Below are 14,843 nucleotides of genomic sequence, written 5' to 3'. Positions count from 1 at the left end.
TTGAGTTTTAGTGTGGTACTCAGAAATTCGGCCCCATTGGTGCTGATGGCAGCAGCGGGGATCCTGTCCTTGTCCGGGAGGTCGCCGTAATTGGTGGAACCCGTATGGGGATAGTCATCGAGGCGCAGGTTCATCGACCGGACGATCACCCCTACAGCACCGTAAGCCGCGGCCCGGGCTGCTCCTGACGATCTCTGGTCAACCGCACCCCCATAGGCTTGAAAGGTATTCAGGAGTTTGGGGTCCATGGGCCTGTTAAAGAAGACGATCTTACCATTGATCTTTTCCCTGCCCAGGGATTCCAGTTCCTCCAGCGACTGCACCTCCACCACGCCTGCTTTCACCCCTCCCGGGGGTGTGGCGACCGATCCACCCAGGGCACATATCGGAATATTGCTCGTATAACCGGGCTTACTCTCCAGGTAGGCGAATTCGGGGGTTCCCCTCACCCACTTGGGTACCATGACGGGTTGCAACCAGACCCGGTCTAACCCCAGGGCATCCATTTCCGCCCGGGTATAGGTAACTGCCTGTTCCGCCTGAACGGAACCTGAGAGTCGGCCTCCTATCTGGTTGGAAAGATAATTGAGCCAGTCATAGGCCTTACCCTGCGTAAGGGCCAGGTCGTAAAACTTTCTGATCTGTTCCTGGTCATTCGTTTGTGCCGTGAGATTCAGCACCTGAAAGACGCTGATCAATAACATATAAATCCTTTTCATTCGCTTTTTAATTGTCTCTTGTATTCTTCAATGTTCGCCCGTGTCTCCTCGTCCAATTCGGGTTCTACAACGTCCGTATACTTGCTGAGTTCCTCCAGAAGGATCTCTGCCACGATCACCCTGGCAGCCTCCTTGTTATCCGCGGGGATCACGTACCAGGGGGCGTATTCTTTTGAAGTGTTGTTGATAGCTTCCTGGTAACACCACTGGTATTTGTCCCACAAGGCCCTCTCTTTGAGGTCGCCGGCAGAAAATTTCCAGTTCTTTTCCTGCAAATCGAGCCTTCTGAGCAATCGCTGCCGCTGTTCCTCGTTGGAGAGGTGGAGGAAGAACTTAAAGATAATGGTCCCGTTCTCAGCGAGGTGCCTTTCAAAATCGTTTATCTGACGGAATCTCTTTTCCCAGAATGCCCCATCGATGTCATCCACGGAATGAATGCCCGGAATATGTTCTCCGAGAATGTAATAGGGGTGAACGCGTGTAACCAGCACGTTTTCATAGTGGGTCCGGTTAAAGACCCCGAATTTCCCCTTGGGAGGTAGGGCGATGTAATGCCGCCAGAGATAATCATGGCTCCTCTCCAGTTCTGTGGGCACTTTAAAACTGTGGACCTGTACGCCCCTCACATTAAAATCCTTGAATACTTCCCTGATAAGGCTGTCCTTTCCTGCCGTATCCATCCCCTGTAAACAGATCAGGACGCTGTACTTGTCGTGGGCATACATCACATCCTGGAACTTACCGAGCTTCACCCTGATCTTCTCCAGATACTTTTTGAGTTTTTTGTCTGATTCTCCGAATTGATCCGTGGTGGGTAATTCGTTCAGCCGTACAGCCTTTTCGACCTTATAGGTTTTACTTTTGATCTTCTTCATAGGCTGAAGATAGGATATTTATCGCTGCCTCGCCTACCCTCCCGGCAATAATTGCGGACAGGCCTCTTTGCTCTAAAATCGCACGAAAAACGTGGTAATTTCCCCATATGACGATAAAATAAGGTGCTGAGGCACCATATTTCTATTTTAGGTGACCCGAATCTGAAATAACGTCCCATGTCATTACAGGTACTGACGATCTATCTATGGCTTGCCCTCCTGCCCTTTCCTATGGGCACAGGATCCTCCAATGCCTGTGAATTTGCAGGGTCCAATATCAGCTACATCAGATCGAATACCCAAAAGGCCATGGAAGCCGACAAAATGAATATGGTCCACTACTATGCCTATAAGGCATTGAGTGCCATAGACAAAAGCAAGGATCAGTTTAAAGCCTGTGGGTGTGAATACGCCCAGATCGGGATAGAGGAGAGCGAGCGTTATCTCAAAAAAGCCATTAAAGCAGCCTCCATTCTGGGAGCCCGCATGCTTTTGGAAAAATCACTGGATCATGCGCAGGGGAGTCTGGAAGCGCTTGAAGACCATCCTGAGATCCACACAAGCGAATACGGAAACGATCTTTCCGTAAATACGCAGGAAGAAATGGTGAAAGTGCAATCCTTCAGGCCCATCTCCGGTAAGGAGCTCGAAAAAAAGGTAGAGTCTTCCCTGGAGAATTTCAGCATATCCCTGGAGAAGGTCATCTCCACCCTGCCCTGCGAGGAGGCGGAGGATTACGTCCTTGGAGTTTTCAAGCGATGTGAATTAGAATTGCTCAAGCCCGGCCTTACCGAAGGCAAGCGCTATTACAACCTGAAGACCAAGAATATGGCAGCCAGGGCCCTGGAAAAACTGGGTGAACGCTGTATGGCCGAAGAGAAGTAGGGCGAGAACCTTCTATTTGCTGGCAAAGAGTTGAACATCTTCTTCCGTGATCTCATCATTTCCGAGAATGGTGAGCCTTTCCACTACGTTCCTCAATTCCCGGATATTTCCCGTCCAGTCGTACGCCTTGAGGAGGGATACGGCCTTGGGGGAGAATCGCTTGGGTGCAGTGCCCTGTTCGCCGGCAATTTTTTCCGAGAAATGGTCGATGAGCAACGGGATATCTTCCCTGCGATCGTTGAGAGAAGGGACATTGACCAGGATCACGGCCAGTCGGTGGTAAAGATCTTCCCTGAACCTGCCTTCTTCTATCTCCTTTTTAAGGTCTTTATTGGTTGCCGCCACCACCCTGACGTCTACATTGATGTCCTTGTCGGAGCCCACCCTGGAGATCTTGTTCTCCTGCAGGGCCCTGAGTACCTTAGCCTGGGCTGAAAGGCTCATATCCCCTATCTCGTCCAGGAAGATGGTGCCTTTGTTCGCCGCCTCGAATTTTCCCGCCCTGTCTTTGATGGCTGAGGTAAAAGCCCCTTTAACATGCCCGAAAAGTTCGCTTTCAATGAGTTCTGATGGGATGGCCGCACAGTTCACTTCAATAAAAGGAGCGCTGCTTCTCTCGCTCTTCTGATGGATCCAGTGGGCGACGAGTTCCTTGCCCGTTCCGTTGGATCCCGTGATCAGGACCCTGGCATCGGTGGGGGCGACCTTGTCTATGATCTCTTTGATATTCTTGATCTCGGGGCTTTCCCCTATCATTTCATAGTTCTTGCTGACCTTTTTCTTCAGGATCTTGTTCTCCACCACCAGTTCCTTCCTGTCGAGCGCATTCCTGACTGTGGTCAGAAGCCGGTTCAGGTCCGGGGGTTTGGAGATATAATCGAATGCCCCCAGTCTCATGGTATTGACCGCCGTATCCAGGTCTCCGTGTCCGGAGATCATGATAAAGGGAATTTCCGGTTTTATCTTCCTGGAAGCCTGCAGTACTTCCACCCCATCCATCTTGGGCATTTTTATATCACACAAGGCCAGGTCGTAGTCGTTTTTCTTGATCATCTCAAGCCCCTTCTGCCCGTCCTCAGCCTCTTCCAGTTCGTATTGATCGTTCTCTTCCGTAAGGATCTTGATCAATACCCTGCGGATGGCCGCCTCATCTTCAATCACTAAAATTTTTGACATGTCTGCTAATTAATAATATTGTTCTAATAGAACCCGTCTTCGGTTATTGACCCTACTCATTCAAAAACGATGCCAGGGCTATTTTCTTATTCGGGCTGCCCACTCGTTGATTACAGGCAGAATCCTTAATCAGAAATAATGAGCCCCTATTTCTTGCTAAGGGAAATGGGCCCGTGCTGATAGAAATGCACATCTCTCTGAGGGAAAGGTATGGTAACTCCATTCTCCCTGAACCTCGCATCGATCTTATACCTCATCTCAGATCGCATCCTGGGTACCCTAAAAGCATCAGAAATAAAGAAGTTCAGGGAAAAGATCAGGGCAGAATCCCCGAAATCATCGAACTGCACAAAGGGTTCCGGATTCTTCAGCACTCCTTTCTGTTCCTCCGCGATATTCGTGAGGATCTCCGTGACCAGTTTAACATCACTTCCGTAGGCCACCCCCACGATGAGGGCTTCCCGGGTGATATTGTGATTCTGGGTATAGTTGTAAATGGTGTTTGTCAGGAAGATGTGATTGGGAATGATCAGCACCTTGTCGTCCCGGGTAATGGCCCTGGTACTCCTCAATCGTATTTCGAATACCCTGCCTACCTTGCCTTCAACCTCGATGATGTCACCGACATGAATGGACTGGTCAAGGATCATCAGGATACCTGAAATAATATCCTGAAAGAGGTTTTGCAGCGCAAAACCGAGTCCCACAAACAGGGCAGCAGACGCCGTGAGCAGCACTGTGAGGTTCACCCCTGAGGAATGGAGAATGATGATGATCACCAGGATGTACGAAAGGTATTTAAGAAAAGAGAAAATACTGACGAACTTATTCTTGTCGGCCTCAGGTAGCTTCTTGACAACGATGTTGTGGATGATGCGCAACACATAGGTGACCACGACCACCCCGATGACGATGGCGAGGAAGGTACCTATGGTGATGTGAATATTCTCACTGTCGTAAATCTGATACGTCAGCAGATCATTGAAATCTTTCCAGAGTTCTCTTACCTTTTCCATCCTAATATTTTAACCATTTGAACAATTCCTTGTAACTGGGTTTTTTCCCATACATCAGTATCCCTACCCTGTAAATCTTCGCCGCCAGCCAGACGATCCCGATAAAGGTAACCAACAAAAGGAATATGGAAAGGCCCAGCTGCCAGATCGGGACACCTCCTTCTCCCAGACCCCCGGGCAGACGCATGAGCATGACGATAGGCGAGGTCAGGGGAAAGAGAGAAAACCCAACGGCTATGGGGCCGTGAGGATTCCCGAATACGGAAAAGAACCCGACATAGATCGCCAGCATCAGCGGGAGGATGATCGGGAAAATAAATTGCTGGGTATCCGTTTCATTGTCAACTGCTGCCCCTATGGCTGCATAGATAGAGCTGTAGATCAGGTATCCCAAAACAAAATAGATCATGAAGAAGAAGATCAGCATGGCCCAAGGGATACGCATCAGTTCCATGGCGTACAACTGCATCTCACTGCCTGCAGGATCCATTTTGCTAAACTCGTTCATCCCTCCACCTGGAAGGGCTCCTGCCGTTTCAAAGGCCGAAGTCTCCAGGCCCATAAAAGACATGATCGCCAGCAAAAGAAGGGAGGCTGAAAAGATCCAGATCGCAAATTGCGTCAGTCCTGCCAGGGAGGTCCCGATGATCTTTCCCATCATCAGCTGGAAGGGCTTGACCGAAGAGATGATCACCTCTATGATCCTGCTGGTCTTTTCCTCAATGACACTTCTCATGACGAATCCTCCGTAAATGATGATGAACATCATGATCAGGTACCCGAATCCCCCCCCGATAAACGCTTTCAGCTCGTTGAGGCCCTTGAGGTTCCTCTCCCCTTCAAAGGTTTCTGTCTTCAGTTGAAAATCGGTATCTATAGAAGCGAATTCGGCCGGGGTTACCCCAAGGTCGAGCAGTCTTTGTTGCCTCAGCCGATCCATGAAGATCAGGTCGATCCTGTCTACCACGCCTGAATTCGGGGCTTCTTTGGTGTAGAGCAGGGCACCCCTGGCTACTTCTTCCGGTGAACCACCCCCCGGAAGGTACAGAAGGCCGTAAAAATTCTGGCTGATCACCGAGTCTTTAGCTTGTTCCAGGGTCACATCCTCAAACTGCACAAAGGACATTGATTCGGTGGACGTAAAATCTTTTGAGTAATACACGCTTTCGTTCAGCACTCCCAATACCCTGACCTCCCTGTCATTGATCTCGGTGAGATAGGCGATGAGCACGATCATCCCCACCATCAGGACGGGGCTCAGGAAGGTCATGATCACAAAAGATTTATTGCGGACCTTCGCCAGGTATTCCCTTTTTATGATCAGGCCGAGTTTATTCATGGGCAGATTTGCTTTGTACAGTCCTGATAAAGATATCGTTGGCCGAGGGGATGGTCTCGACAAAACTGTTGACCGTCCCTTTCGTTGAAAGGTGTTTTAGAAGAGGTGCTGTATCCGTAGAAGGAAGCTTTACTTCAAAGGCTACCTGTGATTCCTCCGGATCATAGGAGCAGGATGTGATCTGAAAGTGCTCCGAGAGTTCCCTGAGGATGTCTTCTCCTTTCTGAACGGCCATGCCCACTGTAAAGACATTATTCTTGTATTGCTTTTTGATCTCGGAAAGCTTGCCGTCCAGGATCTTTTCAGCATTGTGAAGAAGGGCGATGTATTCGCAGATCTCTTCAACGGACTCCATACGGTGAGTTGAAAATATGATAGAAGTCCCCTTCTCCTTCAAATGGAGGATCTCCTCTTTGATGATATTGGCATTGATAGGGTCGAAGCCGCTGAAAGGCTCATCGAAAATAAGCAGTTTGGGCTCGTGCAGCACCGTGACAATGAATTGGATCTTCTGGGCCATACCCTTCGAAAGTTCCTGAATCTTCTTGTTCCACCAGTCGCCTATCTGAAGCCTCTCAAACCAGTACAAAAGCCTTTTTTTAGCCTCTGCTTTAGACAATCCCTTCAATTGGGCCAGATACAGGGCTTGTTCCCCCACTTTCATGCTTTTGTAAAGCCCCCTTTCCTCCGGCAGATAACCGATCATTGATACGTGGTGTGGCAGGAGAGGTTCCCCTCCGAATAGGACAGATCCGCTGTCGGGATACGTGATCTGGTTGATGATGCGGATCAGCGTGGTCTTCCCTGCTCCGTTGGGCCCCAGCAGACCGTAGATACTGTTGGCAGGGATTTCCAGGGAGACGTTGTTGAGCGCAAAATTTGATCCGTAGCGTTTGGTGATCCTATCGGCAACCAGGATGGGGCTCATGCATGCAATTTTGTCAAAGATATAGAATTGGACGAAAAAGTTTGAGGTAATGAATCTTTATCTAAGGACAAGGGGCCGAGTGGTTTCCCACACAGTACTCAAACCCTTGAATGATCAAAGGCCCTTGTCCTTTTTATCGGTGCCCTTCGCTTATCGCCCGGCCATTATGTGCCGTTTTCTCAGAGCGATAGTCCCAAGTCGGCCCCTTTTAAAAAGCAAAACCCATCCCCGAAGGATCGAGGATGGGAAAAAAATTGCTATGAAAAAGAAAATTAATACCGGTCTCCCAGTATCGGTTCAAATATACGTTTTTTATTTAAATCGCCTATGAAATGGTTTAAGAAAACATGTCTTTTACCTTCTCAAAAAAGGATTTGTCCGATTTCTCGGGTTTGGGCTCAAAATTTTCGTGCGAGTTCATCTTCTCGAAAAACTCCCGCTGCTCCTTGTTCAATTCCTTGGGGGTCCAGACGTTTACGTGAACCAGGAGGTCCCCACTGCCGTATCCGTTCAGGTTATTGATCCCCTTACCCCTGAGGCGCAGGATCTTTCCGGATTGGATTCCGGGTTCCAGCTTGATCCGCACTTTTCCCCCTACGGTATCGATCTCCTTGGATGTGCCGAGGACCGCATCCGAAATGCTGATATAGAGGTCGTAGTGAAGGTTGTCCCCTTCCCGCTTCAGGGTTTCGTGTTCCTTTGTCTCGATCGCGACCAGGAGATCACCCGGCACACTGTTGCCCGGAGCTTCGTTTCCTTTCCCGCTTACCTTGAGTTGCATCCCGTCCTCAACCCCGGCCGGTATTTTGATTGATACGGTCTCTTCAACCATCTGCAGCCCCTGCGCATCTGCATGCGAGGGTTTGTGGTCAATCACCTGCCCGCTACCGCTGCAATTGCCACAGGTTGTGGCGGTCTGCATGCGCCCGAGGATGGTATTGGTGATCCTTGTCACCTGCCCGCTACCGTTACAATTTGGACAGTTTTTATAGGTAACCCCCTCTGCCTGTACCTTCCTTTTGACCTTTACTTTTTTCTCAACCCCGTTGGCCACTTCATCCAGGGAGAGTTTAACGCGGATCCTGAGGTTACTCCCTTTGACCCTTCTCTGCCCTCCGCCGAAACCGCCGAAACCACCGAAACCACCGCCAAAGGCACTACCGAAGATATCGCCGAACTGGCTAAAGATATCTTCCATGTTCATTCCGCCTCCTCCAAATCCACCTCCCTCAAAGGCCGCGTGACCGTATTGATCATACCTGGCACGCTTGTCCGGATTGCTCAGGACCTCATAGGCCTCGGCTGATTTCTTGAACATTTCTTCAGCCTTGGGATCACCGGGATTCTTGTCGGGATGATATTCCAGCGCCTTTTTCCGGTAGGCCTTTTTTATCTCTGCCGCTGATGCCGATTTGTCAATCCCGAGTATTTCGTAATAGTCCTGCTTCATGTCTTCCGATTAATTTCCAACGACCACTTTGGGATGCCTGATGATCTTATCGCCGAGGCGATATCCTTTCTCAACCACATCTATGATCTTGCCCTTGAGCTTTTTATTAGGAGCCGGAATCTGGGTGATCGCATCGTGGATCTCGGCGTCAAAGGCGTCGCCTTCCTTTGCCTCAATATCTTCCAGGCCCTTGGCCTTCAGGGTATCCTTGAATTTGTTGTAGATCAGTTCCACTCCTTTGAATAGTTCCTTTTCAGAAGACTTTCCGAGCTCCTTCAAGGCGCGTTCAAAGTCGTCCATCACCGGAAGAAGGGATACGATAACCTCCTGCCCTGCAGTTTTGAAGAGATCCATACGCTCCTTGGAGGTCCTTCTCTTGAAATTTTCAAATTCCGCAAAAAGTCGAAGGAACTTATCCTTTTCCTTTTCCAGTTCTCCCTCCAATTCTTCTTCCCTGGTAAGCTGTGGAGAGTTTTCCTTTTCTTCTTCCTGTGAATCTTCCTGAGATGCTTCCTTTTTAACTTCGTCTTGTGTCAGGGCATCCTCTAATTCATCCATTTCTTCTATTCTGTCTTTTTCACTCATTGTTGGGCGCGTTTTTACCTCATCGCTTCAGGAAGGCAAAAGTACTGCCAATTCTCCTAAAATGTCAAAATGTCACAAAAAAAACACCCTCGCGGGGGTGTTACAGGCAATACTGCGTTCGAACATATGAATCACACAAACTCTTTTTGGAAAATATCGCTGGGTGTTTCTTCCGAGTGTAAAATATCTTTCAGAGCGCTGCAGATATTCTTGAAATAGAAATCGAATCCTTCTTCCTCTATTTTCCTGCTGCTGACGCGCTGGCTGACAAACAAGAGGTAGGACATATCGCCCAGGATGGCTTTCATGAGGCCCTGGGGGATATTAGGCAGGAAAAGGGGCTTGTTCAGCACGGATGCGATCTCTTTGATCAATCTCGAATTCGTGACCGGGTTGGGAGCTACCCCGTTGAAAACACCTTCCAGGCCCTGGTCGATCACAAAGAGAAACTGACGCGCAAGGTCTTCTATGTGAATCCATGACTGCCACTGCTCACCGCTGCCAAATGCTGCACCCATATAGGATTTCACCGGCCTGACCATGGCAGGAAGGGCACCTCCGTCCATGGAGAGAACCAGTCCCACGCGGATCGTGGCCAACTTAAAGGAAAACTTATTGAATGCTGAGATCTCCTCTTCCCACTGCGATACCACTTCCCCAAGGAAACTGTTATCTATCTCCGATTGGTCCTCCGTGTAATAACGGTCCAGGGAATCGGGATACAGCCCTATGGCGGAGGCTGATACAAAAGATCGGATCTCGCTGAGGTCACTTTTCTCCATGGCGGACCGGAGTGTTCGGAGGCTTTCAATCCGACTGTTCAGGATGTCTTTTTTATTGGATTGGGTCCATCGCTGGGAAATGCTGGAGCCTGCCAGGTTGATCACCGCTGAAACTCCCTCTAGACATTTCGGATCTATTTCACCCTTTGCAGGATTCCAGTAAAATCCACGGAGATCGCCTTCGGAGGTAAGTTTATTTTTACGGGTCGTGAGGTAATTGACTTCTATTTGATTCTCGCGGCACTTTTGAACGATAACATTGCCAATCAGCCCGGTAGCCCCAGTGATCAAAACGCGCATGTGTGTTTTTTTGTAAAGATATTTGATTTTCACGCGAATTGACGTGGGTTTAAATAAGGTTTAACAGTCTTGTTTAAGGGACTCGTAGATGGTTAACCCTTCACCCTCCTGCTAAGGTTTAAACGCCCTGAGCATTTCTCTTTTTCCAGGAGGTCCGGGCAGTCTTTCCACGGTAAACCCCACGGCCTGCATAGCCCTTCTTACACTTCCCTTGGCCGAGTAGGTAACGAGTACGCCTTTTGATTTCAAGGCGTTAAACATTTTAGTGAACATGGATTCGGTCCACAACTCCGGCTGAACCCTGGGTCCGAAGGCATCGAAGTAAATCAAATCGTATGCCTGTTCATCCGAGATCTGACTAAAATCTTTCTTCTGTTTGGTAAGTGTGAATTCCGGAGTCAGCCGAAAAGGATGATCCCAATTGCCTAGGTGCATTTCACGGTAGGCCTGTTCCAGCCTTTCAAGGCCCAATTCCCTGGCGTAATTGAGTTCCACCACTTCTTCCATGGAGACCGGATAGGCCTCTACGCCCGTATATTGGATGACCAGGTTATTCTTCTGGGCCTCATGCAGGGTGATCAGAGCATTCAATCCCGTACCAAATCCCACTTCCAGGATCCGGATCTCCCTTTGCTGACACACTGCCAGACCATGGTCGATAAAGACATGGCAGGCTTCATTTACCGCACCGTGGGTGCTATGGTAGTGTTCATTCCAGTCCTCCAGGTTAATGGTCTTGGAACCATCAGAAGTAGTTACGATACGCCTTTTCACCCTAGTCGTTCAGCAAGACTCCGTCTGCGACAAAGCTGTAGGCAACCTTCGGAGAGGTTATCCTGGCGATCTCCTCCTCGGAAGCGCCTCCGTCCTTGGCGTAATGGCGCTGGTCCTCTACGCTGATCTCTTCGATAAACCCTGTTCCCTGAAGGACTACCTCCCTGCCGGTGATGTCTTTGGGAACGAAAAAGCCGTAATCCTTAAAGGTGACCCTCATCTCTTCCTCCCCATCCAGTGAAACCTTCATCCAGCAGCCCTTCATCTGACAAACATCGGTCACCTTACCGGTAAAGGAAACTTTCAGGCTGTCAGCAGACTGGAGCTGGTCAAAAGCCATAGCTAATTCCTGTGTGGAAGAAGCGCCTTCGGGGTCGAAGGAGGAGCCAAAAAATTGGACCTCCGATTCGGTTGACTCCGGTGGAGTGGTCTGGCTCTGAGAATTATTTTCCTTACAAGCGGTAAGAAGGAGTAAGAATGCAAGGAAAATGTTAATTGATTTCATTTTTTTCGGGATTTGCGTTGACACTGCAAAATTGGGGATTTTTCAAGCAAAAAAGAAGGAACAAGAGTTCATAAATGATTAATTTTGACGTGAAAATTAAAGAGAATGGAGACCAACGTGACGAATATCATCATAGAAAAAGTAAAGAAATCGAGGATCTCGGAAGTGGATTTTTCGAACCTCCCTTTTGGGAAGGTACACTCAGACCACATGCTGGTTTGTGACTTCCGGGACGGGGCCTGGCAAACACCCAGGATCGTTCCTTATCAGGGAATTACCCTCGATCCCTCTGCCAAGATATTCCACTACGGACAATCGGTCTTCGAAGGCATGAAGGCCTACAAGGATGCGCAGGGGAAAGTCTGGCTTTTCAGGCCTGAGGAGAATCAGAAGAGACTCAATATTTCCTCCAAGCGGATCTCCATCCCTGAACTTCCCAGGGAGATCTTTATGGACGGCTTAAAGACACTCATTCAGCTGGAGAAAGACTGGGTGCCTACCACCCCGGGCAGTTCCCTCTATATCAGGCCTTTCATCTTCGCTTCCGGAGCAGGCTTGCACGCTTCCCCGGCAGACCAGTATAAATTCTTTATAGTTTGTGCCCCTTCCGGTCCTTATTTTTCAGACAAGGTCAAGGTTCTCATTGAGGAAAAATACTCCAGGGCGGCCAATGGAGGAGTAGGCTTTGCCAAAGCAGGCGGAAACTACGCCGGGCAATTCTACCCTACTCAGCTCGCGATCCAAAAAGGATATCAGCAGGTGGTATGGACAGATGACAACACCCATGAATACATAGAAGAGGCTGGAGCCATGAATATTTTTGTACGGATCAATGACACCCTGCTGACGAGTCCGGTGAGTGATCGTATCCTGGATGGGGTTACGCGTAAAAGCGTGATCGATATCGCGCGTTCAGAAGGGATCTCCGTAGAAGTCAGGAAGGTAAGGGTCGAGGAATTGGTTTCGGCATCCAAGAGCGGGACCCTGAAGGAAATGTTCGGCGCCGGGACTGCCGCCGTGATCTCCCCGATCTCAGGTTTCGGCTTCCGAGGAACCGATTACACCCTGCCCGACCTGGAGGACAGCTATGCCTCACGACTGAAAAAGAGAATTACGGACATTCAGTACAACAAGGCTGAAGATCCGTTTGGTTGGCGGTTTGAAGTGGTTTGATCTGCATATCCTCTCGGGATCGATCCGTTGGGATTTTTATCAAACACCTACCTGTCGAGAATACCTTTAATATCGGGTTTAAAATAAGCGGGGCCTTTTAAAACCTTGCCGTCTTCCCTGTAGATCGGTTTACCATCTGCCCCCAACTTGCTCATATTACTTCGCTGTATTTCCTCAAAAACCTCTTCGATGATGTGTTGCATGCCGTGTTCGAGGATGGTCCCGCATAGGATATAGAGCATATCACCCAAAGCGTCTGCCACTTCTACCGCATCGTCCTTCTTCGCTGCTTCAAAGTATTCCCTGTTCTCCTCATCCATGAGGTTGAATCTCAAAAGGTTTTTCTCTTCCCCCAGGTCTGCTTTAGGACTCTCCGATATACCCAGGCCAAAGGAACGATGGAACAGGGCAACAGCGTCGATCTTACTTTTCATGATATGTGTATTTCGCGTAATTTTGCACTAAAATAGACATTATGTTCAGCAAAGGACAATTAATTTTTGCGGCCCTCTTCGTACTTGTTTTCGCATTTGTTATCGCTAAATCCTATAGAAAAGACAGAGATCTTCACCGGAAAAACTATAAAGGTGTGAAATGGGTGGGGATCGTTTTTGTCCTATTCGTAATAATCCTCTTTGGCCTTAAATATTTGCTGAAAAATTAACTGTTTTTTTGCCTATACCACAAATATTGATGGTCTTACAACATATTCGTGAATTCATGCGTATACTATAAGAAAACACGTACTTTTGCGTTATACTTCCAAAGAAATCCGATAAATGACAACTTTCTTTACCATTTTCTTCATTTTAGTGGCAGTCAATGCAGGCCTCCTTTCCTTCAGTATGCTGATGAACAAGAAGAGGCAAGCCGAGGTATCCGGTGAAAGTAACGATGCAGCCCAGGAGAAGGTATACCCCCTGGATTTGTCATCCTCAGAATACCGCAAAGCCATCTAGATTCCTATCTTTAGGGAATGAAAAATTTTTTACTGGTCTTCCTCGGAGGTGGTATCGGAAGCGCCCTTCGCTATTTAATCAGTAAAGCCTTAAACCCGATTATCCCTTCTTTCTTCCTGGGAACCTTTGGGGTTAATTTGCTGGGGTGTCTCTTGATGGGTCTCATACTGGGCCTCTCAGCCAAGTACACCAGCTTAAACAACACAACTGTCCTCTTTCTCACCGTAGGTTTTTGTGGAGGGTTTACCACCTTCTCCTCCTTTGCCCTGGAAAATTACGGCATGCTCAGGGAAGGACAGATATTTCTATTTCTGCTTTATACCCTGGGCAGCGTTGTGCTCGGTATCCTGGCCGTTGCCGCAGGGCTTTGGCTGATCAAGGCACTATTCTAATATTCTGGTTTTCAGCGTTTTAATTCTTACACATACCCCTTTTCTTACGGGATATGTTAAAACACACCTACAAAAAAACCATATTCCTAAATTTTGTATTTCATAATGTCATACCCTAATTTTTTAGGGGTCTATTTTATAATAATGATAAAAATGATCAAGTAACCCCCAAATTTTTAGGGGGTTATTTCATTTACTGTAATTTTGGCCCCATCAACAATAAACTGATACAATGAAAAAAGTAGAAGCAATCATTCGCAAATCAAAGTTTGACGATGTGAAAAAAGCACTTCACGAAATTGAAGTGAATTTCTTCAGCTACTGGGATGTAACCGGGGTGGGGAACGAGAAACAGGGACATGTATACAGGGGTATTTCCTACAGTACTTCCGATATACAGAGAAGGTACCTGGTGATCGTGGTTTCAGATGATTTTCTGGAAAAAACCGTAAACACCGTCCTGGATGCCGCCTATACCGGTAATGTTGGAGACGGTAAAATCTTTGTATCCGAGGTCACGGATGCCTACAGGATCCGAACTCGTGAAAACGGATACGAAGGGATTAACTAAAACAGATAACTAACTAACAAATTACAGAATATGGAAGCAGGATTATTTACAGCTAACAACATTTGGATGATGATCTGTACCGCCCTGGTATTTTTCATGCACTCCGGATTTGCCTTTTTGGAAATAGGCCTTACAAGACAGAAGAACACTATCAACATTCTCTTTAAAAACATCTTTATCATTACGGTTGGACTCCTCATGTACTACATAGGCGGGTTTAACCTGATGTACCCCGGATTCGCTGACGGATCTGCGGGGATCCTCGATTTTGCCGGGTTCGGCATCGCACCTCCTGAGAACGGGATGACCCCCGAATACGCAGACGGTGGCTATACCTGGTGGACCGATTTTCTCTTCCAGGGGATGTTCGCCGCCACGGCCGCTACTATCGTTTCAGGAGCTGTCGCAGAGCGG

General features: G+C 48.2%; 16 protein-coding genes and 2 pseudogenes. 6 read left to right on the top strand and 12 right to left on the bottom strand.

What is annotated here, in order from left to right; all coding sequences use genetic code 11:
- Both ABYP73_RS04860 and ABYP73_RS04855 read right to left on the bottom strand, forming a co-directional pair.
- Positions 1 to 719, bottom strand: a pseudogene (locus ABYP73_RS04860) (peptidase M28 family protein); the annotation flags it as partial.
- Positions 716 to 1,594: a PPK2 family polyphosphate kinase gene (locus ABYP73_RS04855; protein ID WP_372973612.1), complete on the bottom strand. Its 879-nt coding sequence runs from the start codon at positions 1,592 to 1,594 to the stop codon at positions 716 to 718. The gene ABYP73_RS04855 and the pseudogene ABYP73_RS04860, both read right to left, overlap by 4 nt.
- 177 nt (positions 1,595 to 1,771) lie before the next feature.
- Here ABYP73_RS04855 and ABYP73_RS04850 point away from each other — a divergent pair, with 177 nt between their 5' ends.
- Positions 1,772 to 2,479 (top strand): hypothetical protein, encoded by a 708-nt coding sequence (locus ABYP73_RS04850; protein ID WP_372946022.1) that lies wholly within the window; start codon positions 1,772 to 1,774, stop codon positions 2,477 to 2,479.
- A gap of 12 nt (positions 2,480 to 2,491) precedes the next feature.
- Here ABYP73_RS04850 and ABYP73_RS04845 read toward each other — a convergent pair whose 3' ends face one another.
- The 9 genes from ABYP73_RS04845 to ABYP73_RS04805 all read right to left on the bottom strand — a co-directional run bounded on the left by ABYP73_RS04845 (position 2,492) and on the right by ABYP73_RS04805 (position 11,334).
- Positions 2,492 to 3,655, bottom strand: a complete 1,164-nt coding sequence (locus tag ABYP73_RS04845) for a sigma-54-dependent transcriptional regulator (RefSeq protein WP_372973611.1) — start codon at positions 3,653 to 3,655, stop codon at positions 2,492 to 2,494.
- A 146-nt stretch (positions 3,656 to 3,801) separates the two neighbouring features.
- Positions 3,802 to 4,671: a mechanosensitive ion channel family protein gene (locus tag ABYP73_RS04840; protein ID WP_372973610.1), complete on the bottom strand. Its 870-nt coding sequence runs from the start codon at positions 4,669 to 4,671 to the stop codon at positions 3,802 to 3,804.
- Between the two features lies 1 nt (position 4,672).
- Positions 4,673 to 6,010 (bottom strand): ABC transporter permease, encoded by a 1,338-nt coding sequence (locus tag ABYP73_RS04835; RefSeq protein ID WP_372973609.1) that lies wholly within the window; start codon positions 6,008 to 6,010, stop codon positions 4,673 to 4,675.
- Positions 6,003 to 6,938, bottom strand: a complete 936-nt coding sequence (locus tag ABYP73_RS04830; RefSeq protein WP_372973608.1) for an ABC transporter ATP-binding protein — start codon at positions 6,936 to 6,938, stop codon at positions 6,003 to 6,005. Before ABYP73_RS04830 ends, ABYP73_RS04835 begins: the two co-directional genes overlap by 8 nt.
- Positions 6,939 to 7,275: 337 nt before the next feature.
- Complete coding sequence (dnaJ, locus tag ABYP73_RS04825; RefSeq protein ID WP_372946341.1) at positions 7,276 to 8,388, bottom strand: molecular chaperone DnaJ; 1,113 nt, start codon at positions 8,386 to 8,388, stop codon at positions 7,276 to 7,278.
- 9 nt (positions 8,389 to 8,397) lie between these two features.
- Positions 8,398 to 8,973 (bottom strand): nucleotide exchange factor GrpE, encoded by a 576-nt coding sequence (locus tag ABYP73_RS04820; RefSeq protein ID WP_372973607.1) that lies wholly within the window; start codon positions 8,971 to 8,973, stop codon positions 8,398 to 8,400.
- 131 nt (positions 8,974 to 9,104) lie between these two features.
- Complete coding sequence (locus ABYP73_RS04815) at positions 9,105 to 10,055, bottom strand: TIGR01777 family oxidoreductase (RefSeq protein WP_372973606.1); 951 nt, start codon at positions 10,053 to 10,055, stop codon at positions 9,105 to 9,107.
- Positions 10,056 to 10,166: 111 nt separating this feature from the next.
- Positions 10,167 to 10,829: a tRNA (5-methylaminomethyl-2-thiouridine)(34)-methyltransferase MnmD gene (mnmD, locus tag ABYP73_RS04810; protein ID WP_372946408.1), complete on the bottom strand. Its 663-nt coding sequence runs from the start codon at positions 10,827 to 10,829 to the stop codon at positions 10,167 to 10,169.
- A gap of 1 nt (position 10,830) precedes the next feature.
- Positions 10,831 to 11,334, bottom strand: coding sequence for a DUF4920 domain-containing protein (locus ABYP73_RS04805; protein WP_372973605.1), 504 nt, complete (start codon positions 11,332 to 11,334; stop codon positions 10,831 to 10,833).
- A 105-nt stretch (positions 11,335 to 11,439) separates the two neighbouring features.
- Between ABYP73_RS04805 and ABYP73_RS04800 the strand changes: the two genes are divergently transcribed.
- Complete coding sequence (locus ABYP73_RS04800; protein ID WP_372973604.1) at positions 11,440 to 12,507, top strand: branched-chain amino acid aminotransferase; 1,068 nt, start codon at positions 11,440 to 11,442, stop codon at positions 12,505 to 12,507.
- Positions 12,508 to 12,554: 47 nt separating this feature from the next.
- Here ABYP73_RS04800 and ABYP73_RS04795 read toward each other — a convergent pair whose 3' ends face one another.
- Positions 12,555 to 12,941 (bottom strand): hypothetical protein, encoded by a 387-nt coding sequence (locus ABYP73_RS04795; protein ID WP_372973603.1) that lies wholly within the window; start codon positions 12,939 to 12,941, stop codon positions 12,555 to 12,557.
- 345 nt (positions 12,942 to 13,286) lie between these two features.
- Here ABYP73_RS04795 and ABYP73_RS04790 point away from each other — a divergent pair, with 345 nt between their 5' ends.
- From ABYP73_RS04790 to ABYP73_RS04775, 4 genes and pseudogenes are all read left to right on the top strand, one after another.
- Complete coding sequence (locus ABYP73_RS04790; protein WP_372973602.1) at positions 13,287 to 13,466, top strand: hypothetical protein; 180 nt, start codon at positions 13,287 to 13,289, stop codon at positions 13,464 to 13,466.
- Positions 13,467 to 13,483: 17 nt separating this feature from the next.
- Positions 13,484 to 13,858 carry a fluoride efflux transporter CrcB gene (crcB, locus tag ABYP73_RS04785; protein WP_372973601.1) on the top strand — a complete coding sequence of 125 codons (375 nt, stop codon included), beginning with the start codon at positions 13,484 to 13,486 and terminating at the stop codon, positions 13,856 to 13,858.
- A 232-nt stretch (positions 13,859 to 14,090) separates the two neighbouring features.
- Positions 14,091 to 14,429, top strand: coding sequence for a P-II family nitrogen regulator (locus tag ABYP73_RS04780; RefSeq protein ID WP_372973600.1), 339 nt, complete (start codon positions 14,091 to 14,093; stop codon positions 14,427 to 14,429).
- A 30-nt stretch (positions 14,430 to 14,459) separates the two neighbouring features.
- Positions 14,460 to 14,843: pseudogene (locus ABYP73_RS04775) on the top strand (ammonium transporter); the annotation flags it as partial.

Origin of the sequence: Muriicola sp. (assembly GCF_041567615.1) — a bacterium.
In the GTDB taxonomy this organism is placed as follows: Bacteria; Bacteroidota; Bacteroidia; order Flavobacteriales; family Flavobacteriaceae; genus Muriicola.
This window is presented reverse-complemented; position numbering and strand designations above follow the sequence as displayed.

What these genes read in the sequence shown, in the direction of transcription:
- ABYP73_RS04780 (WP_372973600.1), top strand. Translation starts at nt 14,091, where the DNA reads ATGAAAAAAGTAGAAGCAATCATTCGCAAATCAAAGTTTGACGATGTG.
- ABYP73_RS04835 (WP_372973609.1), bottom strand. Translation starts at nt 6,010, where the DNA reads ATGAATAAACTCGGCCTGATCATAAAAAGGGAATACCTGGCGAAGGTC.
- crcB (WP_372973601.1), top strand. Translation starts at nt 13,484, where the DNA reads ATGAAAAATTTTTTACTGGTCTTCCTCGGAGGTGGTATCGGAAGCGCC.
- ABYP73_RS04840 (WP_372973610.1), bottom strand. Translation starts at nt 4,671, where the DNA reads ATGGAAAAGGTAAGAGAACTCTGGAAAGATTTCAATGATCTGCTGACG.
- ABYP73_RS04790 (WP_372973602.1), top strand. Translation starts at nt 13,287, where the DNA reads ATGACAACTTTCTTTACCATTTTCTTCATTTTAGTGGCAGTCAATGCA.
- dnaJ (WP_372946341.1), bottom strand. Translation starts at nt 8,388, where the DNA reads ATGAAGCAGGACTATTACGAAATACTCGGGATTGACAAATCGGCATCA.
- ABYP73_RS04815 (WP_372973606.1), bottom strand. Translation starts at nt 10,055, where the DNA reads ATGCGCGTTTTGATCACTGGGGCTACCGGGCTGATTGGCAATGTTATC.
- ABYP73_RS04830 (WP_372973608.1), bottom strand. Translation starts at nt 6,938, where the DNA reads ATGAGCCCCATCCTGGTTGCCGATAGGATCACCAAACGCTACGGATCA.
- ABYP73_RS04850 (WP_372946022.1), top strand. Translation starts at nt 1,772, where the DNA reads ATGTCATTACAGGTACTGACGATCTATCTATGGCTTGCCCTCCTGCCC.
- ABYP73_RS04855 (WP_372973612.1), bottom strand. Translation starts at nt 1,594, where the DNA reads ATGAAGAAGATCAAAAGTAAAACCTATAAGGTCGAAAAGGCTGTACGG.
- ABYP73_RS04800 (WP_372973604.1), top strand. Translation starts at nt 11,440, where the DNA reads ATGGAGACCAACGTGACGAATATCATCATAGAAAAAGTAAAGAAATCG.
- ABYP73_RS04845 (WP_372973611.1), bottom strand. Translation starts at nt 3,655, where the DNA reads ATGTCAAAAATTTTAGTGATTGAAGATGAGGCGGCCATCCGCAGGGTA.
- ABYP73_RS04805 (WP_372973605.1), bottom strand. Translation starts at nt 11,334, where the DNA reads ATGAAATCAATTAACATTTTCCTTGCATTCTTACTCCTTCTTACCGCT.
- ABYP73_RS04795 (WP_372973603.1), bottom strand. Translation starts at nt 12,941, where the DNA reads ATGAAAAGTAAGATCGACGCTGTTGCCCTGTTCCATCGTTCCTTTGGC.
- ABYP73_RS04820 (WP_372973607.1), bottom strand. Translation starts at nt 8,973, where the DNA reads ATGAGTGAAAAAGACAGAATAGAAGAAATGGATGAATTAGAGGATGCC.